This window comes from Micrococcus sp. H39-S4, assembly GCF_027158145.1.
Lineage (GTDB): Bacteria > Actinomycetota > Actinomycetes > Actinomycetales > Micrococcaceae > Micrococcus > Micrococcus luteus.
Genome location: NZ_JAPVLT010000002.1, coordinates 85,294 through 111,077, shown reverse-complemented (window position 1 = coordinate 111,077; position 25,784 = coordinate 85,294). Strand labels below are relative to the sequence as shown.

24 protein-coding genes and 1 pseudogene are annotated in these 25,784 nt (G+C 73.6%); 13 read left to right on the top strand and 12 right to left on the bottom strand.

The features are described 5' to 3' along the window. Nucleotides 1-2: 2 nt before the first annotated feature. Nucleotides 3-887 (top strand): sugar phosphate isomerase/epimerase family protein, encoded by an 885-nt coding sequence (locus O3T09_RS02540; protein WP_049147923.1) that lies wholly within the window; start codon nt 3-5, stop codon nt 885-887. Beyond that, complete coding sequence (proC, locus tag O3T09_RS02535; RefSeq protein WP_145950853.1) at nt 884-1,714, top strand: pyrroline-5-carboxylate reductase; 831 nt, start codon at nt 884-886, stop codon at nt 1,712-1,714. Before O3T09_RS02540 ends, proC begins: the two co-directional genes overlap by 4 nt. A 15-nt stretch (nt 1,715-1,729) precedes the next feature. Here the strand turns inward: proC and O3T09_RS02530 are convergent, their stop codons facing one another. Both O3T09_RS02530 and O3T09_RS02525 read right to left on the bottom strand, forming a co-directional pair. Next, nucleotides 1,730-2,407 (bottom strand): potassium channel family protein, encoded by a 678-nt coding sequence (locus tag O3T09_RS02530; protein ID WP_145950854.1) that lies wholly within the window; start codon nt 2,405-2,407, stop codon nt 1,730-1,732. Continuing rightward, nucleotides 2,400-3,875 carry a TrkH family potassium uptake protein gene (locus O3T09_RS02525; RefSeq protein ID WP_145950855.1) on the bottom strand — a complete coding sequence of 492 codons (1,476 nt, stop codon included), beginning with the start codon at nt 3,873-3,875 and terminating at the stop codon, nt 2,400-2,402. The genes O3T09_RS02530 and O3T09_RS02525 overlap by 8 nt, the downstream gene beginning before the upstream one ends. Before the next feature lie 137 nt (nt 3,876-4,012). On the opposite strand from O3T09_RS02525, the gene O3T09_RS02520 reads away from it, so the two are divergent. The 3 genes from O3T09_RS02520 to O3T09_RS02510 all read left to right on the top strand — a co-directional run bounded on the left by O3T09_RS02520 (nt 4,013) and on the right by O3T09_RS02510 (nt 5,893). After that, on the top strand, nt 4,013-5,266 hold the full coding sequence (locus tag O3T09_RS02520; protein ID WP_269295316.1) for an acetoin utilization protein AcuC: 1,254 nt from the start codon (nt 4,013-4,015) through the stop codon (nt 5,264-5,266). Nucleotides 5,267-5,429: 163 nt separating this feature from the next. After that, nucleotides 5,430-5,528, top strand: coding sequence for a 30S ribosomal protein bS22 (locus tag O3T09_RS02515; RefSeq protein ID WP_005504750.1), 99 nt, complete (start codon nt 5,430-5,432; stop codon nt 5,526-5,528). 95 nt (nt 5,529-5,623) lie between these two features. After that, nucleotides 5,624-5,893 carry a glutaredoxin family protein gene (locus O3T09_RS02510; protein WP_070709880.1) on the top strand — a complete coding sequence of 90 codons (270 nt, stop codon included), beginning with the start codon at nt 5,624-5,626 and terminating at the stop codon, nt 5,891-5,893. Nucleotides 5,894-5,899: 6 nt separating this feature from the next. Here the strand turns inward: O3T09_RS02510 and O3T09_RS02505 are convergent, their stop codons facing one another. Next, nucleotides 5,900-6,625 (bottom strand): hypothetical protein, encoded by a 726-nt coding sequence (locus O3T09_RS02505; RefSeq protein WP_070709878.1) that lies wholly within the window; start codon nt 6,623-6,625, stop codon nt 5,900-5,902. Between the two features lie 125 nt (nt 6,626-6,750). Between O3T09_RS02505 and O3T09_RS02500 the strand changes: the two genes are divergently transcribed. The 5 genes from O3T09_RS02500 (at nt 6,751) to ccsB (ending at nt 11,765) form a co-directional block, all read left to right on the top strand. Next, nucleotides 6,751-7,425, top strand: coding sequence for a histidine phosphatase family protein (locus O3T09_RS02500; protein ID WP_041104030.1), 675 nt, complete (start codon nt 6,751-6,753; stop codon nt 7,423-7,425). Between the two features lie 154 nt (nt 7,426-7,579). After that, nucleotides 7,580-8,197, top strand: a complete 618-nt coding sequence (locus O3T09_RS02495; protein WP_036317264.1) for a TlpA family protein disulfide reductase — start codon at nt 7,580-7,582, stop codon at nt 8,195-8,197. 15 nt (nt 8,198-8,212) lie between these two features. Further along, a complete protein-coding gene (locus tag O3T09_RS02490; RefSeq protein ID WP_041104065.1) occupies nt 8,213-8,968 on the top strand; it encodes a cytochrome c biogenesis CcdA family protein in 756 nt (251 codons plus the stop codon). Beyond that, nucleotides 8,965-10,662, top strand: a complete 1,698-nt coding sequence (gene resB, locus O3T09_RS02485) for a cytochrome c biogenesis protein ResB (RefSeq protein WP_269295315.1) — start codon at nt 8,965-8,967, stop codon at nt 10,660-10,662. Before O3T09_RS02490 ends, resB begins: the two co-directional genes overlap by 4 nt. Nucleotides 10,663-10,664: 2 nt before the next feature. After that, a complete protein-coding gene (gene ccsB / locus O3T09_RS02480) occupies nt 10,665-11,765 on the top strand; it encodes a c-type cytochrome biogenesis protein CcsB (protein ID WP_060973988.1) in 1,101 nt (366 codons plus the stop codon). Between the two features lie 15 nt (nt 11,766-11,780). Here ccsB and O3T09_RS02475 read toward each other — a convergent pair whose 3' ends face one another. After that, a complete protein-coding gene (locus O3T09_RS02475) occupies nt 11,781-12,185 on the bottom strand; it encodes a PLDc N-terminal domain-containing protein (protein ID WP_020627263.1) in 405 nt (134 codons plus the stop codon). A 65-nt stretch (nt 12,186-12,250) separates the two neighbouring features. On the opposite strand from O3T09_RS02475, the gene O3T09_RS02470 reads away from it, so the two are divergent. Next, nucleotides 12,251-12,526: a DUF4229 domain-containing protein gene (locus O3T09_RS02470; RefSeq protein WP_010080315.1), complete on the top strand. Its 276-nt coding sequence runs from the start codon at nt 12,251-12,253 to the stop codon at nt 12,524-12,526. A 60-nt stretch (nt 12,527-12,586) separates the two neighbouring features. Here O3T09_RS02470 and O3T09_RS02465 read toward each other — a convergent pair whose 3' ends face one another. From O3T09_RS02465 to O3T09_RS02435, 7 genes are all read right to left on the bottom strand, one after another. Then, complete coding sequence (locus O3T09_RS02465; protein ID WP_020627262.1) at nt 12,587-13,459, bottom strand: 1,4-dihydroxy-2-naphthoate polyprenyltransferase; 873 nt, start codon at nt 13,457-13,459, stop codon at nt 12,587-12,589. Between the two features lie 127 nt (nt 13,460-13,586). Beyond that, nucleotides 13,587-14,768, bottom strand: coding sequence for an AMP-binding protein (locus tag O3T09_RS02460; protein WP_020627261.1), 1,182 nt, complete (start codon nt 14,766-14,768; stop codon nt 13,587-13,589). A gap of 66 nt (nt 14,769-14,834) precedes the next feature. Beyond that, nucleotides 14,835-16,400: an aspartate:alanine exchanger family transporter gene (locus tag O3T09_RS02455; protein ID WP_060973683.1), complete on the bottom strand. Its 1,566-nt coding sequence runs from the start codon at nt 16,398-16,400 to the stop codon at nt 14,835-14,837. Between the two features lie 31 nt (nt 16,401-16,431). Next, nucleotides 16,432-17,409 carry a 1,4-dihydroxy-2-naphthoyl-CoA synthase gene (locus O3T09_RS02450; protein WP_049159047.1) on the bottom strand — a complete coding sequence of 326 codons (978 nt, stop codon included), beginning with the start codon at nt 17,407-17,409 and terminating at the stop codon, nt 16,432-16,434. A 409-nt stretch (nt 17,410-17,818) separates the two neighbouring features. Continuing rightward, nucleotides 17,819-18,439, bottom strand: a complete 621-nt coding sequence (locus O3T09_RS02445; RefSeq protein ID WP_134377259.1) for a hypothetical protein — start codon at nt 18,437-18,439, stop codon at nt 17,819-17,821. A 255-nt stretch (nt 18,440-18,694) separates the two neighbouring features. After that, the gene (locus O3T09_RS02440) at nt 18,695-20,941 is read right to left on the bottom strand and encodes a S9 family peptidase (RefSeq protein ID WP_123244330.1); all 2,247 of its coding nucleotides are present in this window, start codon (nt 20,939-20,941) and stop codon (nt 18,695-18,697) included. Between the two features lie 102 nt (nt 20,942-21,043). Beyond that, nucleotides 21,044-22,534 (bottom strand): NCS2 family permease, encoded by a 1,491-nt coding sequence (locus tag O3T09_RS02435; protein WP_049147937.1) that lies wholly within the window; start codon nt 22,532-22,534, stop codon nt 21,044-21,046. 65 nt (nt 22,535-22,599) lie between these two features. Between O3T09_RS02435 and O3T09_RS02430 the strand changes: the two are divergent. Continuing rightward, nucleotides 22,600-23,592: pseudogene (locus O3T09_RS02430) on the top strand (MFS transporter); the annotation flags it as partial. A gap of 326 nt (nt 23,593-23,918) precedes the next feature. On the opposite strand, the gene O3T09_RS02425 reads toward O3T09_RS02430, so the two are convergent. Further along, complete coding sequence (locus O3T09_RS02425) at nt 23,919-24,392, bottom strand: Lrp/AsnC family transcriptional regulator (RefSeq protein WP_060974097.1); 474 nt, start codon at nt 24,390-24,392, stop codon at nt 23,919-23,921. 189 nt (nt 24,393-24,581) lie between these two features. Here O3T09_RS02425 and O3T09_RS02420 point away from each other — a divergent pair, with 189 nt between their 5' ends. Then, entirely contained in the window at nt 24,582-25,784 is a 1,203-nt protein-coding gene (locus O3T09_RS02420; RefSeq protein ID WP_144861952.1) for a thiamine pyrophosphate-dependent enzyme, read from the top strand.

The following is a 25,784-nucleotide window of genomic DNA, read 5'->3' as shown; positions in this document are numbered from 1 at the left end:
CCATGCCGGACTCCACCGCGCACCTGGCCCCCGCGGCGCGCTTCGGAGCGGACATCCCCGTGACCCTGTCCTCCTCGTCCGTGTTCCCCCTGGGCACCCAGGACGTGTTCGCCACCGCCGAGGACCTCGGCTACGACGGCGTGGAGGTCATGGTCACGCACAACGCGTGGAGCCAGGACGCGCGGCGGCTGACGCGGCTGTCCGAGCGGCACGGGATGCCCATCGACTCCATCCACGCGCCCACCCTGCTGTTCACGCAGCAGGTCTGGGGCTCCGCGTGGTCCAAGATCCGCCGCTCCGTGGAGCTGGCGCAGGCCGTGGGCGCGGCCACCGTGGTGGCCCATCCGCCGTTCCGCTGGCAGGGCACGTACGCGGTGCGCTTCGCCGAGGGCATCCACGAGCTCATGGCGGAGACCGGCGTCGTGATCGCCGTGGAGAACATGTACCCGTGGCGGGCCTACGGCCGCGAGGCCAAGATGTACCTGCCGCACTGGAACCCGCTGCCCGAGCCGTACGAGCACATCTGCTGGGACTTCTCCCACGCGGCCATCGCGCGGGCGGACTCCCTGGCGGCCGTCCGCGAGCTCGGCCCGCGGCTGCGGCACGTCCACCTCACCGACGGCAACGACTCCGGCAAGGACGACCACCTGGCCCCCGGCGAGGGCACGCAGCGCGTGGCCGAGACCCTGCGCCACCTGGCGACCGCGGGCCTGGCCGGCACGGTGTGCGTGGAGGTGGGCACGCGCGGCGTGGAGTACGCGGGCCAGCGGGAGGAGATGCTCGCCGCCTCGCTCGCCTTCGCGCGCGATCACCTGGCCGCCGGCGGGACCGACCACCACCACGACGACGCCCCGCGCCCGACCACGAAGGAGACGGACCGACCATGAAGCTGACCATCCTGGGCCTGGGCACCATGACCGGGGCCATCCTCGCCGGAGCCCTCGACGCCGGCGCCGTGCGCGCCGAGGACGTCACCGCCACCACCCGCTCCGCCGCCTCCGCCGAGAAGGCCGCCGCGCAGCACGGCGTCACCGTGACCTCCCAGGAGCGGGACGAACGCGCCAACCATGCCGCGGTCGCCGAGGCGGACATCGTCCTGGTGGGCGTGAAGCCGAAGGACATGGTCGCCACCCTCACGGACCTGGCGCCGTCGCTGCGCCCCGAGACCGTGGTGGTGTCCGTGGCAGCCGGCGTCACCTCCGCCACCATGGCCGCCGTGCTGCCGGCGGGGCAGCCGATCGTGCGGACCATGCCGAACACGCCCCTGACGGTGGGCTCCGGCGTCGTCGGCATGGCCCCCGGGCCGGGCGTCACCGAGGAGCAGACCGCCGCCGTGCGCGCCCTCTTCGAGGGCTCCGGCCTGGTGGTGCCGGTGGCCGAGGAGCAGCTCTCCGCCGTGGTGGCCACCGCCGGCTCCGCCCCGGCCTACGTGTTCCTGCTGGCCGAGCTGATCGCCGCCCACGGCGCCGAGATGGGACTGGACGCCGCCTCCGCCGAGGCCATGGCCGCGGCCACCGTCAAGGGCGCCGGTATCATGCTCCAGCAGGAGGGGGCCAGGGCCGAGGCTCTGCGCAAGGCCGTGATGAGCCCGAACGGCACCACCGAGAAGGCCGTGGAGGCGTTCCTGGACGGCGGCATGGACGACCTCGTGAACCGTGCCATGGACGCGGCCGCGCAGCGCGACAAGGAAATGGCCGAGGAGTTCGGGGCCTGACGGTTCCGGCGTGCCTCAGGGCCGGGCCGCGAACCGGTCGATGAGGTCGGTGTGGCCCGAGACGATGAGGGTGTCGCGCGGGCCCACCCGGGTGTCCGGCTGGGCGTAGGTGAAGTCCTCGCCCGGGGTCTTCACGCCCACCACGGTCACGCCGTACTTGGATCGCACGTGGGACTCGGCGAGCGTGAAGCCCACGCACTCGGCCGGCGGGTACATCTTCACGATCGCGAAGTCGTCGTCGAACTCGATGAAGTCGAGCATGCGCCCGTTCACGAGGTGGGCGGCGCGCACGCCGGCGTCGTGCTCGGGGAAGATCACGTGGTTCGCCCCGATCCGCTTGAGGATCGTGCCGTGCGCCTCGCTGATCGCCTTCACCCAGATGTGGGGGATCTCCAGGTCCACGAGGTTCACGGTGATCAGCACCGATGCCTCGATGGAGGTGCCCACGCCGACCACCGCCGTCGCGAAGTCCTGCGCGCCAAGCTGGCGCAGGGCCTCGGGGTCGGTGGCGTCCGCCTCCACCACGTGGGTGAGCGAGGGGGCGAAGCGCTGCACGAGGACGGGGTCCCGCTCGACGGCGAGCACCTCGCGGCCCTGGGCGACGAGCTCCTCGGCCGTGGCGGCGCCGAAGCGGCCCAGCCCCACGACGAGCACGGGGGCGTTGGGATCGGTGCGCTGCGGGGCGTCAGCCAATGATCGGCCTCTCGACGGGGAAGCGGTAGAGCACGCGCCGCTGGCGCAGGGCCAGGGCGGCGGCGAACGTGATCGTACCAACGCGGCCCGCGAACATCATGGCCGTCAGGACGTACTTGCCGGTCGGTGGGCTCTCCGCGGAGACGCCCACGGAGAGCCCGCACGTGCCGAACGCGGAGATCACCTCGAACAGGGGCCGCTGGAGGGACTCGTCGGTGATGTGCACCAGCGCCAGAGTGGCCACGAGCACGAGGGTGGCACCGAGGGCGAGCACCGCGATGGCCACGCGCAGGGACTCGGGGGCGATCGTGCGGCCGTGCGCCGTCACCTCGCGGTCGCCGCGCGCCTCCGCCACGATCGCGAGGAACATGATCGCCAGCGTGGTCACCTTGATGCCGCCCGCGGTGGAGGCGGACCCGCCGCCCACGAACATCAGCGCGTCCATGAGCAGCAGGGACTCGGGCCGGTGCGCGTTCGTGTCGTCGATCGCGAAGCCGCCGGAGCGGGTCATCACGGAACCGAAGAGCGAGTGCCCGACCCGCTGCCAGAAGCCCATCCCGGCCTGGGTCGCCGGGTTGCCCGCCTCGAAGAAGAAGAGGGCGACGGCGCCGAGCACCAGCAGCGCCAGCGTCACCTCGACCGTGAGCTTGGTGTGCAGGTTCCACTCCCGGAATCGCCACCCCTTCTCCAGCAGCACCATGACCACGGGGAAGCCGAGCGCGCCGAGGAACACACCGACGCCGAGCACCGTGATGATCACCGGGTCGTGCATGATCTCCGGCAGGCCGTCCACGTGCAGGGTGAACCCCGCGTTGTTGAAGGCGCTGACCGAGTAGAAGACCCCGTGCCACAGGCCGGTGAGCCACGAGCCGGAGATGGCCGCGAACCGCGGCACGAGGACGAGCGCCAGCGCGGCCTCGGCGGTCAGCACCGTCACGACGACGACGCGCAGCAGCTGGCCGACCTCGCCGAGACTGCCGGAGGTCATGCCCGCCTGCTGCGTCGCCAGCTTCGACCTCAGGCCCAGATGCCGGGAGACGGCCAGCGTGAGCAGCGAGGCAATCGAGAGGATGCCCAGGCCGCCGATCTGGATGGCCACGAGGATGATCACCTGGCCCGCGGGGGACCAGTGCGCGGCCGTGTTGACGGTGGTCAGACCGGTCACGGAGAAGGCGGAGACCGCGGTGAACATGGCGTCGTGCAGGGGGGTGGCGTGGCCGTCCGCCGCGGCCCACGGCAGGGCGAGGAGCCCGGTGAACACCAGGGCCATGAGGGCGAAGGCGGAGAGGGCGGCGCGGGCCGGGGAGCCGCCCACCACCGAGCTGACGGCGCGGCCCGAGCGCCGCAGCACCGTGCGCAGGTCGGTCGAGGACTCCAGCGTGGAGGCCTGGCCGGGCCGGGGGAGGCCGCCGGGCCGGCGCACCCCGCCGTGTCGGCGGGCGTGCGGAGTCGGACGGGGACCTGCCACGGGGCACCTCCTGCGCGGGGGGACGGGGAACGGACCGGCTCCCAGTATCGCGCGCCCCGTGGCCCGCGCGTCACGCGGGCGAGACATCCGAGGCGATCGTCGCCACCGTGCCGCCCGGAGCCCTAGGCTGGACCGTGATGAGCACCACGTCCGCCCCTCCCGCTCCCACCCCCGCCGCTGTGGTGTGGGACTCCAGCCTGCTCCGCTACCGGTTCAGCGCGGAGCACCCGATGGCGCCCCTGCGGCTGGACCTCACGCACCGGCTCGTGGAGGCGTTCGGCCTGTTGGACGCGCCCCACGTGCGGATCGTGGAGCCGCCCGTGGCCACGGACGAGCAGCTCGCCCTCGTCCACGACCCCGAGTACGTCGCCGCCGTCCGCCGGGCCGCGGCGACGTCGTCGGCCGAGGACGGCCGCTTCGGCCTGGGCACCGAGGACTGTCCCGTGTTCCCGGACCTGCACGAGTCCGCCGCCCGGATCGCGGGCGGCTCCCTCGTGGCCGCGGAGGCGATCTGGTCCGGCGAGGTGGACCGCGCCGTGAACTTCGCGGGCGGCATGCACCACGCCGCCCGGTCCTCGGCGTCCGGGTTCTGCATCTACAACGACTGCGCCGTGGCCATCCAGCGCCTGCTGGACCTCGGCGCGGAGCGCGTGGCCTACGTCGACGTGGACGCGCACCACGGCGACGGCACGCAGTCGATCTTCTACGACGACCCCCGCGTGCTCACCATCTCCCTGCACGAGACGGGCATCAGCCTGTTCCCGGGCACGGGCTTCGCCAATGAGATCGGCGGCGCGGCCGCCCAGGGCACGGCGGTGAACGTCGCGCTGCCCCCGCGCACCGGCGACGCCGGCTTCCTGCGCGCCGCCCACGCCGTGGTCCCGCCGCTGCTGCAGGCGTTCGCCCCGGACGTGCTGGTCAGCCAGCACGGCTGCGACGGCCACCTCACGGACCCGCTCGCCGACCTGCGGCTGACCGTGGACGGCCAGCGCCAGCTCGCGTTCGACGTCGGCGACTGGGCCGACCGGTTCGCGCACGGCCGGTGGCTGGCCACCGGGGGCGGCGGCTACAACCCGCTGCGGGTGGTGCCGCGCGCGTGGGCCCACCTGACCGCCGCCGTCCTGCAGACCCCGATCCCGGTGAAGAGCGAGATCCCCGCCGCCTGGATCGAGCACGTCCGGGCCCTCACCGCGGACGAGCTGACCGGGGACATGTCCGTGCACGTGGGGGACGACGCCGAGCGGATCCCCACCGTGATGGGCGAGGACGCGGACGTGTGGTGGCGCTCGTGGGAGGTGGGCTACGACCCGGCCGACCCGGTGGACCAGTCGATCATGGCCACGCGCCGCGAGGTGTTCCCGCTGCACGGGCTGGACTCCTGGTTCGACTGAGCCGGCCCGCGTCCCGGTTCGACCGCGGCCCGTGCGGCCGGTATTGTGGCCGAGAACGTTTCCAGGCGTTCCACATCCGGTGGAATGCGGGTCGGCGTGTCCGGCGCCCCGGATGCCTGCGGTCCCACGACCGCCGACCCTCGCCCCGATTCAAGGAGTCCCCATGGGATCTGTGATCAAGAAGCGCCGCAAGCGCATGTCGAAGAAGAAGCACCGCAAGCTGCTTCGCAAGACCCGTCACCAGCGTCGCAACAAGAAGTGACGCCCGCGCCCTCCGGGCGCTGACGAGACGAAGCCGCCGTCCCCTTCCGGGGGGACGGCGGCTTCGTCGTGGACGGCGATCCGTAGAGTGGGGCCATGACCGCCGACCTGCCCGCCGCCACCGCCCGCGTCCAGCTGCTCGTGAAGCCCGGCTGTCACCTGTGCGCCGAGGCCGAGGCCACGGTGGCGCAGGTGTGCGACGCGCGGGGCGAGGCCTGGGAGGCCGTCGACGGCGCCGCGCACCCGGCCCTGCTCGAGCGGTTCGCGGACGAGGTGCCCGTGCTGTTCGTCGACGGCGTCCAGCGCGACTTCTGGCGCGTGGACCCGGCCCGCCTGGGCCGTCTCCTGGACGCCCCGCGGGTCTGAGCGGGCTCAGCGGCGCGCGAAGCGCTGCCAGGCCTTCAGCCGCATGTACTCCGTGGCGTCCGGGCGGTAGGCGAGCACGATGCCGGCGACGCCGAGGCCCACCCACACCAGGTCCAGCGGGCTGAACGCCCCCATCACGGCGTTGGAGACCAGCACCAGCACGGACAGGGCCGCCAGCACCGTTCCGACGATGCGCGCGGCGCGCGAGCCGCCGCGGATCGCGAACGCCACCCACAGGTAGACGAGGAACGCGAGCACGCCGAACACGGCCGCCGTCGTGGCGAGGGTCGGGAGCATCCCGTCCATCATGGCGCGCATCTGCTCCGCCTGGTCGGCGGGCAGATCCATCTGCTCGACGGACCGGTCCAGCTCCTGCTGGATCGCGGCCTGGCCTTCCGGCTGGGTGAGGGCGAAGGCCGCCAGCAGGGTCGTCGCCAGCAGCAGGAGGCCGCCCGAGACGATCAGCCAGAACGCGGCCGTCAGGGAACGCGGCCGCGGGGGCAGCTCGACCGGGCCGGGAGGCTGCCAGCCGGCCGGGCCGTGGGGGGAGGGGGCCTGGGACATCCCCGTCTGGCCCGGGGCGCCGTACGGAGTCGCCGGCGGTGCGCCGTAGGGGTTCTGGCCGTACGGGCTCGCGCCCGCCGGGTCAGGGGAGCCCGGGGTCGGCCCCTGCGGGGCGGTGCCGTACGGGTTCTGGCTGCCGTGGGGATCGGTGGGCGAGGTGCCGGACATGGGGCCTCCTAGCGACGCCGACGCTCGCGGCGCCTCGGTGCGGACGGGGGTGGCGGCGCGGTCGCGCCGAGCTGTGCCCCACGCTACCGCCGGGGCCACCGGTCCGCCTCTGCCAGACTGGCCCCATGCAGACGCTCGCCACCGTCCACCTGGTCCGCCACGGAGAAGTCCACAACCCCGATCGTGTCCTCTACGGCCGCCTGCCGGAGTTCGGGCTCTCGGAGCTCGGCCACGAGATGGCCCGGGGCGTGGCCGCGTGGTTCGCGGAGCGCGCCGCGCAGACCGGCCGGGCGCCCGCCGTCGTCGCCGCCTCCCCGCTGACCCGCGCGCAGCAGACCGCCGCGCCCATCGCGGCCGCGTTCGACCTGCCGCTGGTCACCGAGCCGGACCTGATCGAGGCGGAGAACGCCTTCGAGGGCATGTCCCAGGTGGCGGCGTCGCTGAAGCGGAACCCGCGGCTGTGGCCCCGGCTGCGCAATCCCCTGCGCCCGTCCTGGGGCGAGCCGTACCGCGCGCAGGCCGCCCGGATGCTGGCCGTCGTCGACCGGCTCCGCGGCGAGGCCGTGGCCGCCGAGGGGCCCGGCGCCGAGTCCGTGCTCGTCTCGCACCAGCTGCCGATCTGGGTGACGCGCCTGGCCGTCGAGGGCCGTCCGCTGTGGCACGACCCGCGCCGGCGTGAGTGCTCGCTGACCTCCGTGACCTCGCTCGTGTACGAGGAAGGGCGCAGGGTGCCGCGCGTCGAGTACCACGAACCGAACCAGGCCCTGCTCAAGGACGCCTCCTCCCTGCCGGGCGCCTGAGGCCCCGACGGCGGCCGGCGTCGACGACGCCGGCCGCGGCCTCCCACGGGGTGGGGGTGTGACGTCCAGGGTTCAGTCAGAATGCGGGGCGGACAGTAGACTCCCCAGGTCCCCGGAATCCAGCGCCGCGCATCCCCTGGAGGGCAGTCACGCCATGCACACCCCGCCCCGTCCGTCCCGCCGCACCCTGCTGACCGGCCTCGCCCTCGCCAGCCTGGCGCCGGCGCTCGCGGCCTGCTCGGGCGGTGACGACTCGCTCGCGCGGCAGGCGGGCAACGCGGACGGCAAGAACTACATCGCCGGCGACGGCTCCGTCCTGGAGATCGCCCCCGCCGAGCGCGGCGCCCCCGTGGAGTTCGCCGCCGAGCTCTTCGACGGCACCCCCGTGACCGGCGCGAGCCTGCGCGGCACCCCCGCCCTGCTGAACTTCTGGTACGCCGCCTGCGCGCCGTGCCGCGTCGAGGCCCCCCACCTCGTCTCCCTGCACGAGCAGTTCGCCCCGCAGGGGGTGCGGTTCCTCGGCGTGAACGTCCGGGACACCGTCACCACCGCGCAGGCCTTCGAGCGCACCTTCGAGATCCCCTACCCGTCCATCGAGGACGCCCGCGGGGACGTGCTCCTGAACATGACCGACTACGTGCCCCCGCAGGCCGTGCCCTCCACCCTCGTCCTGGACGTCGAGGGCCGCGTGGCCGCGCGGGTGCTCGGCGCCGTGGAGGAGTCCACCCTGCGCGCGCTGCTGACCACCGTGGTGGACGAGGCCGCGGCCTGAGTGGCCGCCGTGTCCATGCAGAACAATCCCTTCGCCGATATCGCGCTGGACGGCTCACTGCTGCTCGCGGCCCCGATCGCCCTGCTCGCCGGGCTCATCTCCTTCCTCTCGCCGTGCGTCCTGCCGCTCGTGCCCGGCTGGCTCGGCTACGTCACCGGCCTGGGCGGTGACGTCCTCACCACCCGGCGCCGCGGCCGCCTCGTGCTCGGCGCCGTGCTGTTCGTGCTCGGCTTCGCCGTGGTGTTCGTGGCGATCAGCGTGGTCTTCACGCAGGCCATGGTGTGGCTGCAGCGCGACGGCCAGTGGGTCACCCGCGTGCTCGGCGTGCTCGTGGCGCTCATGGGTCTGGTGTTCATGGGCGGTGGCGGACGTCTCCAGCAGGAGCGCCGCCTCCACCTCAAGCCCGCCGCCGGCCTGGCCGGGGCGCCGCTGCTCGGCATGACCTTCGGCCTCGGGTGGGCCCCGTGCATCGGCCCGACCATGGCGGCCGTGCTCGCCATGTCCACTGCGGGCTCCGGCTCGCTCGGGCGCGGGGCGCTCCTGGCGTTCCTGTACTGCCTGGGCCTCGGCGTGCCGTTCGTGCTCATCGCCGTCGGCATGGAGCGCGGCATGCGGGCGGTCGGGTTCTTCACGCGGCACCGCGTGCTGATCATGCGGCTCGGCGGCGCCCTGCTGGTGCTGCTCGGCCTGCTCATGGTCACCGGCGTGTGGACGCACTGGACCACGCAGCTGCAGTTCTGGTTCGCCAACGAATGGAGGATGCCCCTGTGAGCTCGAAGGCCGACCGCGCCCGCTCGGAGGACGTCGCCCTCCCTCAGCTGGGCCTCACCGGGACCCTGCGCTGGATCTGGACCCAGCTGACCAGCATGAGCACCGCGCTCATGCTGCTGCTCCTGCTCGCCGTCGCCGCCGTGCCCGGCTCCCTCGTGCCCCAGCGCCGCGCCGGCCCCGAGATCGTGGACCAGTGGATCGCGGACCACCCCTTCTGGGGCCCCGTCCTGGACGCCCTGCAGTTCTTCGACGTCTACAACTCCGTCTGGTTCTCGGCCATCTACCTGCTGCTGTTCGTCTCCCTCGTGGGCTGCGTGTGGCCGCGCGCCATCCAGCACGCCAAGGCCCTGCGCCAGCCCCCGGCCCGCACCCCCCGCAACCTGACGCGCCTGCCGGCCTCCGGCGTCGTCGTCCTCGAGGAGGGCGGCCCGAGCCCCGAGGAGGCCGTGGCCAGAGCCCAGGCGTGGCTGCGCAAGCGCCGCTACCGCGTGGAGCACCGCCCCGAGGCCGGCGGCGCGTCCGTGGGCGCCGAGCGCGGATACCTGCGCGAGATCGGCAACATCCTGTTCCACGTCTCGCTGATCGGCGTGCTCGTGTTCATGGCCTACGGCGGCATGACCAAGTACGGCGGGCAGAAGATCATCGTGGAGGGCGAGGGCTTCGCCAACAACCTCGTGGCCTACGACTCCTTCACCCCCGGCACCTACTTCAGCGCGGACGACCTCCAGCCGTTCTCCCTCACCCTCGACTCCTTCGACGCCGTGTTCGACCGCGAGTCCGAGACCCACTACGGCCAGCCGCTGGACTACACCGCCGTGATGGAGGTCCGCGAGGGCAGCGAGGCCGAGCTCCAGCGCCAGATCCTCAAGGTCAACCAGCCGCTGGACATCGACGGCGTGCGCGTCTACCTCGTGGGCAACGGCTACGCGCCCGTGGTGACCATCCGCGACGGCGCCGGGGACGTGGCCTTCCAGGGCCCCGTGGTCACCCGCGTGTTCGACCAGAACTACGGCTCGCAGGCCACCATCAAGGTCCCCGACGCGCGGCCGGACCAGCTGGGCTTCGTCGGCTTCTTCCTGCCCACGGCGGTGGAGGACGAGAAGGGCGCCGCCTTCTCGGCCGACCCCGAGCTGCTCAACCCGGAGCTGCAGCTGAACTCGTACTACGGGGACCTCGGCCTGGACACCGGCCGCCCGCAGAACGTGTACGTGCTGGACACCGCATCCCTCACCGAGCTCAACAGCCGCACCAACGAGAACGGCGGCATCGTGCTCAGCCCGGGCCAGACGTATGAGCTGCCCGAGGGCAAGGGCTCCATCAGCTTCGACGGCGTCCGCCGCTACGTCGGCCTGGACATCCACTACGACCCGGGCAAGTGGGGCGTCGGCGTGTTCGCCGGCACCGCCCTGCTCGGCCTGGCGATCAGTCTGTTCGTCCGCCGTCGCCGCGTGTGGGTGCGTGCCCGCACCGACGACGACGGCCGCACCCGCGTGGAGTACGCGCTGCTCGCCCGCGGCGAGGAGTTCGGTCTCCACGAGGAGCACGTGGCCCTGCGCGCCGCCATGGAGAAGTGGTGGCCCATCGTCGCCGCCACCGAGACGGCCGACGACGCCGCGGCCGGTGCCGCCCCCCAGTCCACCCCCACCGCCCCCGAGACCCCCGCCGGCCCCGCCGACGCCCGATCAGGAGACTGACAGTGTTCAACCCCACGGCCCCCGTGAACGAGCAGCTGGCGCTGTACAGCGACCTCTTCATGCTCATCGCCGCGCTCGTGTACGCGGCGGCGTTCATCCTGTTCACCATCGACATGGCCACCGCCTCGGCCACCATCCGCCGCCTCGAGGCCGACCTCGCGGCCCAGCGCGGGCAGGTGCGCACCGCTCCGGCCCGCGAGACCGTGGGGGTCGCCGTCGGCGGGTCCACGGCGGTCGGCGCGAGCGCCTCCGACGCGGCCCGTCCGACCGGCGCCGCCGAGCGCGGCGTCGACGCGGACGGCGCCCTCGTGGACGAGGACATGGACTACACGGGCGGCGGCCGCCGCCCGGTCGCCAACGTGGCGGTGGCCGTGCTGGCCGTCGGCTGGGCGCTGCACGCGTTCGCCGTCGTCGCCCGCGGCCTCGCCGCCTCCCGCGTGCCGTGGGGCAACCTGTACGAGTTCATGACCACGGGCGCGCTCGTGATCACGACCGTCTACCTGCTGTTCCTCTTGCGCAAGGATCTGCGCTTCGTGGGCACGTTCGTCACCGGCATCGTCGTGGCGATGATGTGCGCGGCCACCATGGGCTTCCCGACGCCGGTGGGCCACCTCCAGCCGCCGCTGCAGACGCCGTGGCTCGTCATCCACGTATCCATCGCCGTGCTTGCCAGCTCGCTGTTCGCGCTGACCGCCGCGATGTCCGTGCTGCAGCTGCTGCAGGACCGCGCGGAGAAGCGCGCTGCGGCGGGCGAGCGCTCGTGGGCGTTCCTGCGCCTCGTGCCGGCCGCGCAGGGGCTCGAGAACTGGTCCTACCGCCTCAACGCGATCGCCTTCGTGATGTGGACGTTCACCGTGATCGCCGGCGCCATCTGGGCCGAGGCCGCGTGGGGCCGCTACTGGAACTGGGACACCAAGGAGGTCTGGTCCTTCGTGATCTGGGTGGTCTACGCGGCGTACCTGCACGCCCGGGCCACCCGCGGCTGGACCGGTGCCCGCGCGGCCTGGCTGAGCATCGTGGGCTTCCTGTGCATCGTGTTCAACTACACGATCGTCAACACGTACTTCCCGGGCCTGCACTCGTACGCGGGTCTGCCCGGCTGAGTCCGGCGGGGCCCCTCAGGCGCGCGGCCCGTCGCCCTCCGGGTCGGCGTCGTCGTCGCCCTGCTCCCGACGACGGCGCAGCTCCTCCTCGCGGGCGCGCAGCTCGGCCTCGCGGCGGTCCAGGTCCTGCTCACGGGCGTCCTGGCGGCGCTGCACGCGCAGGCTGCGCAGGAACGCCTCGTCGTCGTCCGGGGCTCCGGAGGGCCGGGGTGCGGCCCGTCCGCCCGCGCCGGCCGGGCGGGCGCGCCCGAGCAGCAGCCACAGCAGCGGCCCCACGAGCGGCACGAGCACGATGACCGCCACCCACGCCGTCTTCGGCAGGCTGCGCACCTCGCGGGCGGGGGTCAGCAGCGCCTCGAACAGCGCGTAGAGGGTCAGTCCGGCGAGGATGATCGCGGCGGGGATGATGAAGCGGCCCATCCCGCCAGTCTAGGCGCGGGCTGTGGGGTCGGCGGACGGGCCGTCCGTCCTCGTAGGATGGACCGGTGCGCATCTTCTTCTACGGTCTGGTCCGCGTGGTCGTCTTCGTCGCCCTGTGGGCGCTGTTCTACTACGTGATGGACCTCGGGATGATCTTCGGGGTGATCGCGGCCACGATCCTGACGTTCGCGGTCAGCTACCTCTTCCTCGGTCGCCTGCGCACGGGGGCCACCGAGGACCTGTCCGCCGCGTGGGAGGGCCGCCCGGGCCGCCGGGGCCGCACCGAGACCGCCGATGCGGACGCCGAGGACGCCTACACCGAGGGCCGGTTCCGCGAGTGAGCCCCGCGGGGCGACGGGGCGGATGCCGCCGCCGCCGACGCCGCCGTCATCCCGTGCGGCTCAGAGCAGCGCGCCGAGGGTGAACGTGATCGCGTAGACGATCCCGATCACGCCGGTCGCGCGCAGCACCGGGATCAGCGCCCGGCGGTCGTCGGCGCGCAGCACCGTGCGGATCGGCCGGATCGCGAGCAGGCCGCCGATCGGCACGAGCAGCAGCCCCGGGTGCGCCGCCACCCAGAACAGCGGCAGCAGCAGGGCGACGGCCAGCATGACGCCGTAGGACGCCCGCGCCGGCCCGTCGCCCAGGCGGGCGGCCAGCGTCATCTTCCCGACCTCGCGGTCCGTGGGGATGTCCCGGATGTTGTTGACCATGAGCAGGGCCGTGGAGATCAGCCCGCAGCCGATCGCGCCGGCCCAGGCCAGGCCGCTCACGGTGTCGGCCTGGGTGTACGTGGTGCCGAGGACGGCCACGAGCCCGAAGAACACGAACACGAACACCTCACCGAGGCCGAGGTACCCGTACGGCCGCTTCCCGCCGGTGTAGAACCACGCGGCCAGCACGCAGGCGACGCCGACCAGCAGGAACCACCAGTGCCCCGAGAGCAGGATGAGCCCCAGGCCGGCCAGCCCGGCGAGGCCGAAGAACGCGAAGGCCGCCTGCTTCACCTGGGCCGCGGGCACGAGCCCGGAGACGGTGAGCCGGAAGGGGCCGACGCGGTCGTCGTCGGTGCCGCGGATCCCGTCCGAGTAGTCGTTGGCGTAGTTCACGCCGATCTGCAGGGCGAGCGACACCACGAGGGCCAGCAGCGCCGCGCCGAGGTGGAAGGAGCCGAGCTCCGCGGCGGCGGCCGAACCGACGATCACGGGGGCGATCGCCATGGGCAGCGTGCGTAGGCGCGCGGCGGCGACCCACTGGGAGAGCGTGGCGGCCATGGGCGGGGGTTCCTCCTGGGGAGCGGGGTGGGGATCGGCGCGCGGCGGGCCGGGTCGACGGCGGAGCGCGGCCGGGGCCCGACGTCGGCCGGGCCCGGGTCATTCTCCCACGCGGGCGGGGTGACGCTCAGCCGGCGGTGAACCGGGCGGCCAGGGCCTGCCGGTCGGTCTTGCCGGTGGAGAGCAACGGCAGGGCGTCGAGGGCGAGCCACGTCTTGGGCACCGCGGCCGCACCCAGCGCCTCGCGCACGTGGGCGCGCAGGACGGCCTCGTCGGGGGCCGCGGCCGGGTGGGCGGGCACGACGGCGGCGCACAGCCGGGCGCCCCACTCGGGATCCGGCACGCCGGCCACGTGGGCCGCCGCGACGCCCGGGTGCGCCTCGAGCACCGCGGTCACCGCCGCCGCGGACACCTTCACCCCGCCCGTGATGACGACGTCGTCCAGGCGGCCGGTCACGGCCAGCCGCACGCCGCCGTCGTCGGTGGGGGAGAGCATGCCCGTGTCCTCGGTCAGGAAGGCGCGGGCGCCGTCCGCGGCGGGGACGAAGTGGGCGGCGGTGCGGGCGGGGTCGTCGAGGTAGCCGGCCGCCACCATGGGCCCGGCCAGGCGCACGTGCGGCGGGGCGTCGGGGTCGTCCGGGGCCACCGCGACGGCGACGCCGGGCAGCGGCACGCCGTCGTAGACGCAGCCGCCGCACGTCTCGGCCATGCCGTAGGTGGCGGTGAGACGCACCCCCGCCGCCTCGGCCGCGGCCCGCAGCGCGGGATCGAGCCGGGCGCCGCCCACGAGCACGCGGTCGAAGGAGCGCAGGGCCGCCCGTCCGGCCGGGTCGGCGTCGGCCGCGAGGAGGCGGGCGAGCTGGGTGGGGACGAGCGAGACGAGTCGGGGGCCGGCGTCGTCGGGCAGGGCGGCCGCCCCGGTGGCGAACGCCGCGGGGGTGAAGGGGCCCGGTGGCAGGGCCACGGGTGCGGTCCCGGCCGCGATCGAGCGGGAGAGCACGGCGAGCCCGGCCACGTAGTGCACGCCGAGGGCCAGCAGCCACGCCCCCTCGCCGCCGAGCCGCCGGGCCGTGGCCGCGGCCGAGGCGCGCAGGGCCGTGCCGGTCAGGACGATCTGCTTCGGCGTGCCCGTGGACCCGGAGGTGCGCACCACGGCGACGGCGTCCGGGTCCCCGCAGCGGCGCGGGTCGCGGGCCTCGGGCCGGGGGCGCGCGGCGCCGTCGGCGGTCAGCTCGACGGGGGCGCCGCCGTCGAAGGCCGCGGCGAGGGCGTCCGTGGCGCGGGCGAGGGCGTCGGCGGTGGCGGGCATGGCCCCGAGTGTAGGAGGCCCGGCGGTCGGACGGACCCGCCCGGTGGGCCTGATCCGCCCGGCCGGTCAGAGCAGGAACGGCACGGTGGCGATCTTGACCACCATGATCAGCGCGAACAGCTGGGCGTACCCCTCGGTCACGCGGGCGTCGGTGGACCGGGAGAGCGCGTAGTCCAGGATCGCCGGCTGGCCCGTGATGCCCGCCAGCGCCCCGAACGTGCGATCCACGGACTGCCCCAGCAGCCGTGCCGCGGCGATGAGCAGGGCGGCGGTCAGCGCGGTGAGCACGGCGGACATCAGGATGGCCAGCCCGCCGACCCGGGTGAACACCGTCTCGATGAACGCCGGGCCGGCGGCCAGGCCCACCACGCCCAGGAAGAGCATGAGGCCGAACTGCCGCAGCGTCAGCGCGATCTCCGTGGACGGCTCCCACACCGTGGGTCCCGTTCGGCCGATCGCACCGAGGGCGAGGCCGACGAGGATGCACCCGGCCGCCGGGCCGAGGGAGAAGGAGGCCCCGCCCGGAAGCGGGATCGTCACCATGCCCAGCAGGTAGCCCAGCGCCATGCCCGTGCCCAGGGAGATCCAGTCCAGGTTCGAGAGCCCCCGGGTCGAGTTGCCGAAGAAGTCGCGCACCGCCTCCATCCGCGGCGCGGTGGTCACGATGAGCACCCGGTCGCCGACCTTGAGCTCGGTCTGCGGGGTGGCCAGCGACTCGACGTCGTCGCGCCGCAGCCGGGCGACGTCGGTGCCGAAGCGCTCGCGCAGGGACAGCGTGCCCAGGCGGCGATCGGCCAGGGGGCGGGCCGTGACGATGACCATGGAGGTCTGCAGCGGGTTCATCACCTGCGCCGGGTCGGCGTCGGTGCGGCGGCCGAAGGCCTGCACGGCCGCGTCGATGTTCTTCTCCGTGCCGTCCAGGACGACCTCGTCCCCGGGTTCGATCCGGTCGGCGGAGCCGGCGATCCGGGCCACGCCGCCGTGGCGCAGCGCCACCACGCGCACCAGCCCGTCGGAGATCCCGGGGATCTCCCGCACGGCGAGGGCGGAGGTGGCGGCCGCGGCGGTGAAGCGCAGCTTGCCGTCGGTCACCGGCGCCGGATCGCGCGGGGAGCTGTTCCACGGGCGGGCGGCGAGCAGGGTGATCGCGATGATGGTGCCGACCACGCCCACCAGGTAGGACAGCCCGTAGCCCACGGCCGGGGCCTGCCCGCCGGTGAGCTGGTTCGCCAGCGCCATCGCCGGCGTCGCGGTGAGCGAGCCCGTCCACACGCCGATCGCCGTCGGCAGGTCCATGTGCAGCAGCGCGGCCAGGGGGTGCACCGTGAAGGCGGTGAGGATCACCACGACGACGGCGGCCAGCATCAGGGGCAGGTTGCGGCGCAGGTCCCGGAAGAACACCTTGCCGGCGCCGAGCCCGATCAGGTAGGCGAACAGGGCCAGGCCGAAGCTCTGGAACAGGGCCAGCCGGTCGCCGACGTCGGGCAGCACCGCCCCGACGAGCAGGCCCACGAACAGTGCTCCCGAAGCGCCGAGGCGGATCTTGCCCAGGGGGATGGTGCCGACGGCGGCGCCCAGGGCGACCGTGGCCATGAGGACGAGGATGGGCTGGTCGTTGAGCAGTGCGAGCATGGGCGGGTCTCCGTCCTGCCGTGGTGGTCGGTCAGAAGTGGTACGGGAAGGCGGACCAGTCCGGGTCGCGCTTCTGCAGGAACGCGTCCCGGCCCTCCACGGCCTCGTCCGTCATGTAGGCCATGCGCGTGGCCTCGCCGGCGAAGACCTGCTGGCCGGCCATGCCGTCGTCGGGAAGGTTGAACGCGAACTTGAGCATGCGCAGGGCCTGCGGGGACTGACGGTTGATGTCCGCGGCGTACTCGAGGGCGACCTCCTCGAGGCGCTCGTGGTCCACGGCCTCGTTCACCGCGCCCATGGCCACCATCTCCTCGGCCGAGTACTCGCGCGCCGTGAAGAAGATCTCCCGGGCGCGCTTCTGGCCCACCTGCCGGGCGAGCAGGGCCGAGCCGTAGCCGGCGTCGAAGGAGCCCACGGTGGCGTCCGTCTGCTTGAACTTCCCGTGCTCGCGGGAGGCCAGGGTCAGGTCCGCGACCACGTGGAGCGAGTGGCCGCCGCCTGCCGCCCAGCCGTTCACGACGGCGATGATCGCCTTGGGCGAGGTGCGCATCAGGCGCTGGACCTCGAGGATGTGGAGGCGTCCAGCGCGGGCCGGGTCGATGGTCTCGGCCGTCTCCCCCTCGGCGTAGCGGTAGCCGTCGCGGCCGCGGATGCGCTGGTCCCCGCCGGAGCAGAACGCGTGGCCGCCGTCCTTGGGGGAGGGGCCGTTGCCGGTGAGCAGCACCGTGCCGACGTCCGGGGTCATGCGGGCGTGGTCGAGGGCGCGGTAGAGCTCGTCCACGGTGCCGGGGCGGAACGCGTTGCGGACCTCGGGGCGGTCGAAGGCGATGCGCACCGTGGGCAGGTCGCGCACCCAGCGGCCGTCGGCGTCGCGCTCCACCTGGCGGTGGTAGGTCAGGTCCTCGAAGTCGAAGCCCTCGACCACGCGCCAGCGCGTGGGGTCGAAGATGTCGGAGACCTTGTCCGGAAGCCGGTCGCGGTCCGGGTGCTCGGGGCTGTGCGGGGTCATGGCATCGAGTCTAGGTGTCCCCCCGGACCCCCACCGCTCGAGGTGATGTGTGTCACCGTGGGGGACGGGGGCCGGCGACGGTGCCCGGACGCGGGCGGGCGCCGCCGTGGGCTCCTCGCTCAAAACGTCTGGGCGAACTCAGGAGAGAAACGCAGCATGCTTTTCCAGATTATTCCATCAAATCCTGTCGCATCCACCACTTCAACCTGCCCTTTAAAGCACCCGTTTCCCGAATGAAAGTGTTCTGGGAAATTCCCAGTTCCCAAATAGAATCGGGGCTCGAGGGGAAATTGACTAAGCGCCCGGGTGCGCGAAGCCGGCCAAGTGCTCGTGTGGCAACAGGCAATCGGCCAGCTTGTGTACCAGAGGCGCGAGGGCGGCTGGGGTCTCCTCCCTGAATCGGACGACCTCAGCAGGCAAAAAAGGTCAGGCCGGTGAGGAAGATCTGCTGGGCCGTCGTTCCATCGGTGGACGCGAAGTACAGAGTGAAGGAGTTGATCGGGCCGGCGTAGGTGACCACGGACCGGTTCGCCTCGGTGTCGGACCTGACCTCACCGGCTGACACGGCCCTCACGGGCGATCCGGTCGTCCCGTTGCCCTGCAGGGGGGGGCCGTTGGTCACGCTGGTGGGTTCGGGGTCGAGCACGATGGCGTCACGGTACCCCTTGTCCAGCCAGTCGACGTCGGCAATCGTGAACTGGAGGTTGGTCACGGGGCGGCTGAACGTGATCGTGAGTCTCTGCCCGCCAGAGCCGGACTGCTGGAGCAGCAGACCGTCCGCCCTCAGGTCTCCGAGTCCGTTGTAGCCCTGGTTGATGCCGCCGGCCGAGGTGAGGTTGTTGGGCGTCAGAGACTTGCCGCTGTCGGCGACGGTGTTCAGGGACAGGGTGATGGGAGTGCGGCCTGCGGCTGACCACGTGTAGGTGGACGGGGGCGTCCCATAAACGTTGGCCTGGGTGAACCTGCCCGTGAACGCGGCCGGGTTCGCGCATGAGACGGCGAAAGCCGGGGCTGCGGCGGCGGCTGCCACGGCCGGAACAGTCCAGGCCAGTCCGTGGGCCACGGTACGGCGGGACAGGGAAGGGGGCGAGGCGGGTGACTGAGGGTCCGTGAAGGACATGGGTTTCTCCGATGGTAGGGGAGCCGCCCGGCGGGCAGGTTGCCCAGCGTCAGCGCAGCGTTCGATTCACGGTGCTTCAAAGCATAGGGGTATCGCTGGCATCCTCGATAATCGGTGAGGGTTGCAGCTCCCCGGAGAGAGGGGCCGGATCGCCGGGCGGGCCGGTCAGTCCACCCGCTCCGTGGCCCCCAGTGCCGTCAGCAGGAACGCGTACTCCCACGCGGTGTCCTCCCAGCCCTGGTACCGGCCGGACGCGCCGCCGTGGCCGCCGTCCATCTCGGTGCGCAGCAGGATCGGGGCGCCGCCCTCGGCCAGGGGCGTGGTCTGGTCGCTCGTCACCGTCCGCCGCAGCTGGGCCACCCACTTCGCCGGCTCGACGTAGTGCACGCGGGTGTCGTTCAGTGAGGTCACCGCGGCGATGGCCGGGTAGTCCACCGCCCGCACGTTCTCATACGGGGTGTAGGCACGAATGGCCTCGTACACGGCCGCGTCCTCGATCGGGTTGCCCCACTCCTCCCACTCGAGCGCGGACAGCGGCAGCTCCGGGTCGAGGATGGTGGTGAGCGCGTCCACGAACGGCACCACCGCCAGGCACGCCCGGTACAGCTCCGGCGCGAGGTTCAGCACCGCGCCCATGAGCAGGCCGCCGGCCGAGCCGCCCATGCAGGCCACGCGCGCCGGGTCCGCCCAGCCGAGGTCCACGAGGTGCCGGGTGGCGTCCACGAAGTCCGTGAAGGAATGCCGCTTGGCCAGCTTCTTGCCGTCCTCGTACCAGCGCCGGCCCAGTTCGCCGCCGCCGCGCACGTGCGCGACCGCGAACACCACGCCCCGGTCCAGCAGGGACAGCCGGGCCACACCCAGCACGGGGTCCATGGACATCTCGTAGGAGCCGTAGCCGTACACCACGCACGGGGCCGTCCCGTCCGCGGCCACGTCGCGGCGCCGGATCACGGTGACGGGGATCCGCACGTCCTCCCCGGTCACCGACGACGGCTCGGACGCCGGCGCCCACACGCGCTCGGCCACGTAGTCGGCCGGGTCGTAGCCGGGCACCTCGGTCTCGCGGCGCAGGTGCACCTCGCCGGTCGCCGCCGAGACGTCCAGCACGCGCGCGGGCGTGATCCAGGACGTGTAGGCCAGCCGCAGGAACGGGGACTCGGCCGCCGTCGCGGACAGATGGCACGCGTAGAGCTCCTCGTCGAACGCGGGCTCGCGCCAGTGCGCGGCCCGCCCGGCCAGCACCGCGTCCAGCTCGGCGACGACGACGCGCGGGGTCGTCTCCCGGCGCACGGCCAGGGCGGCGTGGGTCAGGGTGACCATGACACCGTCGACCTTCACGTCCTCGCGGTGCGGCACGACGGTGCGCCAGGCGCCGCGGTCGGCGACGTCCGCCTCGGCGACCACCGAGAGCATCCCGTTGGGCGCGGCGACGGGGGCGCCGTCGTCGTCCAGGGCGCGGTCGTGGACCACGAGCAGCCGGCGGACGCCGTCGGCGTCGGTGACGGGCTCGACGTCGGCGAGCATCCGCCACGCGCGGGGGATCAGCACGCGCGGGGCCGGCAGGGGCGCGGCGGGGTCCTCCGGCAGGTCGACCACGAGGGTCTCGGAGACCTCCGAGTTGCCGACGCCGATCAGCAGCTGGGTGCGGTCGGCCACGCCCTCGAAGCCGGTCCACATGCCCGGGTCGGCCTCCTCGTGCAGGATCACGTCCTCGGCCGGGTCGGTGCCGAGCACGTGGGCCTTGACCTGGTACGGCCGCCACGAGTCGTCCCACACGGTGTAGAACACGCGGGTGCCCGAGCGGTCGAAGCGGACGCCGTGGGCCACGTTCTCGACCGCGTCCGGCAGGTCCTCGCCCGTGGCGATCTCGCGCACGCGCAGGGTGAAGCGCTCGTCGCCGGTGTGGTCCACGGCGTAGGCCACCCGGGTGGCGTCCGGGCTGATGTGCAGGCCGCCGAGCGCGAAGAACGGGTGGCCCTCGGCCTCGGCGTTGCCGTCCAGGATCACCTGCTCGCCCGGCAGGGCGGCGTCCGGGGTGATGACGGGCGGGGTCCAGTCGGCCTCGAGGTCGCCGGTGTCGCGTGCGGGCACGCGGCAGTGGATCGGGTACTCGGCGCCCTCGCGGGTGCGCACGAAGTACCACCACCCGTCCCGGCGGGCGGGCACGGAGCGGTCCGTCTCCACCGTGCGGGCCTTGATCTCGCCGACGATCGCCTCGCGCAGCGGCGCCTGGTCCGCGGTCACGGCCTCGGTGTACGCGTTCTCGGCGGCCAGGTGCTCGAGCACGCGGGGCTCCGCCTTGCCGCGCAGCCACTCGAAGTCGTCCTGGAACGTGTGGCCGTGGTGGCGGCGGGTCACGGGCTCGGCGCAGGCGGACGGCGGGACGGGGGCGTGCGACGTGGTCTGGGGCATGCGGCCCATCCCATCACGCCGCGCGGGGCGGGGCCGACACCCCGCGCCGCACACGACGACGGCGGCGCACCGGTCCGGTGCGCCGCCGTCGGGGGTGGCGGGTCAGTTCAGGCCGAGCGCCGCCCGGACCACGCCGAGCCCGAAGTACGCGACGAACGCGAGCGCCACGAACCACAGCAGCGGGTGCACCTCGCGGCCGCGGCCCTGGCCCGTGCGGATCACCGCGTAGGCCACCACGCCGGCGCCGATGCCGTTGACGATCGAGTAGGTGAACGGCATGAGGATGAACGTGAGGAACGCCGGGAAGGCCGCGCCCGGGTCGGACCAGTCGATCTGCACCACGTGCTGGCACATCATGAACCCGACCACCACGAGCGCGGGGGCCACGGCCTCGAACGGCACGAGGTGGATGAGCGGGGAGAGGAACACGGCCGCGAGGAAGAACAGGCCGGTGAACACGGAGGCCAGGCCGGTCCGGGCGCCCTCGCCGATGCCGGTGCCGGACTCCACGAAGATCTGGTGCGCCGAGCCGGAGGCGCCACCGCCCACCGTGACCGCGAGCGCGTCCGCGGCGAGCACCCGGTTCAGGTCGGGGATGGAGCCGTCCGGGTTCACGGTGCCGGCCTCGCGGGCCAGGCCCACGGAGACGCCCATCGCGTCGAAGAACACGGAGAGCAGGATCGCGAACACGAGCAGGGAGGCCATCAGCCCGCCCACGGAGGTGAAGGCGCCGAACAGGTCCACGCTGCCGAGCAGGTGCAGGTCCGGGGCGGTCCACTCGGGCAGGGAGGGGGCGATCAGGGACCAGCCGGTGGGCACGGCGTTCCCGTCGGCGTCCACGGAGGGGCCGATGTGGAACACGGCCTCCAGCACGTTGGCGAGGATCGTCGCCGCGACGATGCCGATCAGGATGGCGCCGCGCACCTTGCGGATCACGAGGACCGCGGTCAGCAGCAGCCCGACGACGAAGACCAGCACGGGCCAGCCCTCGAGCTCGCCGCCCGTGCCCAGGCCCACCGGGACCGTGGTGTCGGCGGCGTCCGGCAGCCGCCGCACGAACCCGGCGTTGACGAGGCCGATCAGTGCGATGAACAGGCCGATGCCCACCACGATGCCGGACTTCAGCGCCTCCGGGACCGCGTCGAACACGGCACGGCGGAAGCCGGTCACCACGAGCAGCAGCATCACGAGACCGGCGAGGGTGACGAGGCCCATCAGCTGGGGCCAGGTGAGCCCCGGCGTCGTGGCGATGGTGATGGAGACGAACGCGGAGACGCCCAGGCCCGCGGCCACCGCGAACGGGTGCCGCGCCCACACGCCCATGACGATGGTCATGACGCCCGCCACGAGCGCGGTGACGGCGGCCACGGCGGGGATGCCCAGGGTGTTCCCGGCCGAGTCGGGCCCGGACAGGATCAGCGGGTTCAGCACCACGATGTAGCTCATCGCCAGGAACGTGGCGAGGCCGCCGCGGAACTCCTGGCCCACCGACGAGCCGCGCTCGGTGATGCGGAAGTACCGGTCCAGGGCGCCGCGGGCAGCGGCGGGGGACGGGGCGGGCGAGGGCGGTGGAGAGGCGGTGCGGGAGGCCATGGCACCAGCGTAGTGACCCGGTCCCACGACGATCGCGCGCGTGCCGTCCCGCTACGCTCGCGGGCATGCGTCCCCGCTCCGCCTCCGCCGCCCGCACCCGGGAGGCGCTGCGCGACGCCGTGCAGATCTACGCCCCCTCCACCGTCTACGCCGTCGGCCTGGGCGCCATGACGCCCGCGCTCGCGGTGGCGGCGCTGGCCCTCGGCCTGGACGCGGCGCGGGCGGCTGCCGTCGTGCTGCTGGTGGGGCTCGGCTCGCTCGTGGCCAACGGGCCGGCCTCGGCGCTCGCGGCCCGGGCGGGGGAGCGGGTCACCATGGTCGTCTCCGCCGGGCTCGGCACGGTCGGCGCGGGTCTGGCCTGGGCGACGACGGCCGGGGTGTCCTCCGGGCCGTCGGCGGCGGGGGTGGCCGAACCGGGGCGGCTGGCGCTGTTCCTGGCCGCGGTGCTCGCCGTGGGCATGGCCGGGGCCGGGTTCAACCTGGCCCGCCAGGCGTACCTGGCGGTGGCGGTGCCGGCCACGCACCGGGCCCGCGCGATGTCCACGCTCGGCGGGACCGTGCGGATCGGGACGTTCCTGGGCCCGTTCCTGGGTGCCGCCGCGCAGGCCCCGCTCGGGCTGGACGGCGCGTTCGCCGCGGCCGCCGCGGCCATGGCCGTCGGCGCCCTGCTGTGCCTGCGGATCCGGGATCTGCCGGTGCCGGCGTCCGATCCGGCGGCGGGGGAGGAGCCCGGCCCGGCCGGTCGACCCCGGCTGCGGGACGTGGCGCGCGCCCGGCGCGGGGCGTTGCTCACGGCCGGCTTCGGTGTCGTGGCCGTCTCCGCCGCCCGCGCGGCGCGCAACGCCGTCATCCCGCTGTGGGCCACGCACCTGGGCCTGGACGCGGCGACGGCGTCGCTCGTCTTCGGCCTGGCCGGCGCGGCGGACCTGCTGCTCTTCTACCCCTCGGGCCGGCTCATGGACCGCTTCGGCCGGCGCGCCGTGGCGGTGCCGTGCCTGACCCTGCTGGGGGCGGGGTTCCTGGCGATCAGCCTCACCCGGGAGCCGACGGCGTTCGCGGCGGCGGCGGTGCTGCTGGGCATCGGCAACGGCTTCGGCGCGGGGATCGTGATGACCCTCGGGCGGACCACTCGCCGCCGAACGCGCGCGCCCCGTTCCTCGGTCTGTGGCGCTCGATGTCCGACGCGGGGATGCTCGCCGGGCCGCTGCTGCTCTCCGGGGCGACCGCCGCGGCCGGGCTGGCCGTCGGCGTCGGCTCCCTCGCGGTCGTCTGCGGTGTCGGAGCGGTCGTGTTCGCCGCGGTGCTGCCGCGCGGGCCGGGGGCTGTGGCGGACCCGCCGCCCGTCGTCGTGCGCTCGCGCTGACCGGGGCGCCGGACCGTCGGCTCAGTCGGCGGTCTCGTCCGGGGGGATGGTCTGCCCGGAGGCCTGGTCGTCGAAGACCATGTACGTCTGCGTGTCGACGACGCTCGGCAGGGTCTGCAGCTCGTCGAAGATCACACGGCGCAGGTCGGCGGGGTCCCGCGCGCGGACCAGCAGGATCACGTCCATGTTCCCGCCCACGAGGGAGACGTGGGAGACCTCGGGGATGGCCAGAAGCGTGGCGCGCAGCTCTCGCCAGTCGTGCTGACGCAGCTTCATGGTCACGTGGGCGGAGGCCCCGAAGCCGACCTTGACGGGGTCGACCCGCACGGTGAAGCCTGTGATCACGCCCGCGTCCTGCAGGCGGTTCAGACGCGAGTAGCAGTGCGCGCGGGAGATGTGCACGCGCTCGGCCAGGGCCGCGACGGACATCCGCCCGTCCTGCGTCAGTTCGCGGACGATCGCGCGGTCCACGCGGTCCAGCGGCTCGGCGGCCATGGCTCCTCCTGGGGCGGGGCGGACGGGGTCGGCCACGCGGCGGCGGACCGTCTACGTGGCACGAGTCACCATAGCAGTTCGTCCGATGGAGTGCCTGGTTTGCACCCGATTGTCTCGTGATCACGGGCGAGCGCGCGACACATTGATCCTCTTGGGCACACTGAAGGCCACAGATCGAGAGGACCCGCCATGAGTGACCCCACCCCCGCCGTGCCCGGGGCCGTCCGGACCGACGAGGCCGAGACCCGCCCGAACGCCGGCGCCGCCTTCGGCATCTCCCTCGAGGAGTACCTGCTCCCCGCCGCCCGCCGCATCCAGCTGATCGGCGAGGACGGCACTCTGCTGGCCCCGGAGGAGCAGGGCACCGAGCCCGGCCACGAGTATCCCCTGCCCTCCGACGAGGAGCTGCTGGCCGCCTACCGCCACCTCGTCATCGGCCGCCGCGTCAACGACCAGGCCTACGCCCTGGTGCGCCAGGGTCGCATGGCCGTCTATCCGTCCTCGCATGGCCAGGAGGCCTCCGAGGTCGCCGCCGCCGTCTGCCTGGGCGAGGACGACTGGCTGTTCCCGACCTACCGCGACACCGTGGCCGTGATCGCCCGCGGCGTCCCGCCGCTCGAGGTGATGGTGGCCTACCAGGGCACCTGGCATCAGGGCTACGACCCCCAGAAGCACCACGTCTCCATCCAGTCCACGCCCCTGACCACCCAGATGCTGCACGCCGTCGGGATGGCCAAGGCCGCCCGCCTGCGCGGCGAGGAGGTCGTGTGCCTGGCCATGGTCGGCGACGGCGGCACCTCCGAGGGCGACTTCCACGAGGCGCTGAACTTCGCGGCCGTGTTCAAGCTGCCGGTGATCTTCTTCGTGCAGAACAACAAGTTCGCCATCTCCGTGCCGTTCGCCAAGCAGTCGGCCGCCCCGTCCCTGGCCCACAAGGCCGTGGGCTACGGCCTGGCCGGCGAGCGCGTGGACGGCAACGACCTCGGCGCCCTGCTGGCCGTGCTGGGCCGCGCCGTGGAGCTGTGCCGGCAGGGCCAGGGCCCCTTCCTCGTGGAGGCGGACACCTACCGCATGCAGGCGCACACCAACACGGACGACCCCTCGCGCTACCGCGACGAGGCCGAGGTGAAGGAGTGGGAGGCGCGCGACCCGCTGCGCCGCATGACCGCCTACCTCGAGTCCACCGGTGCCCTCACCGAGGAGGTCTCGGCCCAGATCGCCCGCGACGCCGAGGACGTCGCGCAGCAGCTGCGTGACGCCATGAACGCCGAGACGGAGCTCGATCCGCTCGAGCTGTTCGACCACGTCTACTCCGTGCAGACCCCGCAGCTCGCCGCCCAGCGCGCGCAGCTGGCCGAGGAGCTGTCCCGTTCCGAGAACCAGGAGGCCTGA

Coding starts and splice junctions, on each gene's coding strand:
- proC (WP_145950853.1), top strand. CDS start 884: ATGAAGCTGACCATCCTGGGCCTGGGCACCATGACCGGGGCCATCCTC.
- O3T09_RS02500 (WP_041104030.1), top strand. CDS start 6,751: ATGCAGACGCTCGCCACCGTCCACCTGGTCCGCCACGGAGAAGTCCAC.
- O3T09_RS02510 (WP_070709880.1), top strand. CDS start 5,624: ATGACCGCCGACCTGCCCGCCGCCACCGCCCGCGTCCAGCTGCTCGTG.
- O3T09_RS02515 (WP_005504750.1), top strand. CDS start 5,430: ATGGGATCTGTGATCAAGAAGCGCCGCAAGCGCATGTCGAAGAAGAAG.
- O3T09_RS02495 (WP_036317264.1), top strand. CDS start 7,580: ATGCACACCCCGCCCCGTCCGTCCCGCCGCACCCTGCTGACCGGCCTC.
- O3T09_RS02465 (WP_020627262.1), bottom strand. CDS start 13,459: ATGGCCGCCACGCTCTCCCAGTGGGTCGCCGCCGCGCGCCTACGCACG.
- O3T09_RS02420 (WP_144861952.1), top strand. CDS start 24,582: ATGAGTGACCCCACCCCCGCCGTGCCCGGGGCCGTCCGGACCGACGAG.
- O3T09_RS02440 (WP_123244330.1), bottom strand. CDS start 20,941: ATGCCCCAGACCACGTCGCACGCCCCCGTCCCGCCGTCCGCCTGCGCC.
- O3T09_RS02520 (WP_269295316.1), top strand. CDS start 4,013: ATGAGCACCACGTCCGCCCCTCCCGCTCCCACCCCCGCCGCTGTGGTG.
- O3T09_RS02540 (WP_049147923.1), top strand. CDS start 3: ATGCCGGACTCCACCGCGCACCTGGCCCCCGCGGCGCGCTTCGGAGCG.
- O3T09_RS02455 (WP_060973683.1), bottom strand. CDS start 16,400: ATGCTCGCACTGCTCAACGACCAGCCCATCCTCGTCCTCATGGCCACG.
- O3T09_RS02435 (WP_049147937.1), bottom strand. CDS start 22,534: ATGGCCTCCCGCACCGCCTCTCCACCGCCCTCGCCCGCCCCGTCCCCC.
- O3T09_RS02450 (WP_049159047.1), bottom strand. CDS start 17,409: ATGACCCCGCACAGCCCCGAGCACCCGGACCGCGACCGGCTTCCGGAC.
- O3T09_RS02475 (WP_020627263.1), bottom strand. CDS start 12,185: ATGGGCCGCTTCATCATCCCCGCCGCGATCATCCTCGCCGGACTGACC.
- O3T09_RS02425 (WP_060974097.1), bottom strand. CDS start 24,392: ATGGCCGCCGAGCCGCTGGACCGCGTGGACCGCGCGATCGTCCGCGAA.
- O3T09_RS02490 (WP_041104065.1), top strand. CDS start 8,213: ATGCAGAACAATCCCTTCGCCGATATCGCGCTGGACGGCTCACTGCTG.
- O3T09_RS02460 (WP_020627261.1), bottom strand. CDS start 14,768: ATGCCCGCCACCGCCGACGCCCTCGCCCGCGCCACGGACGCCCTCGCC.
- O3T09_RS02505 (WP_070709878.1), bottom strand. CDS start 6,625: ATGTCCGGCACCTCGCCCACCGATCCCCACGGCAGCCAGAACCCGTAC.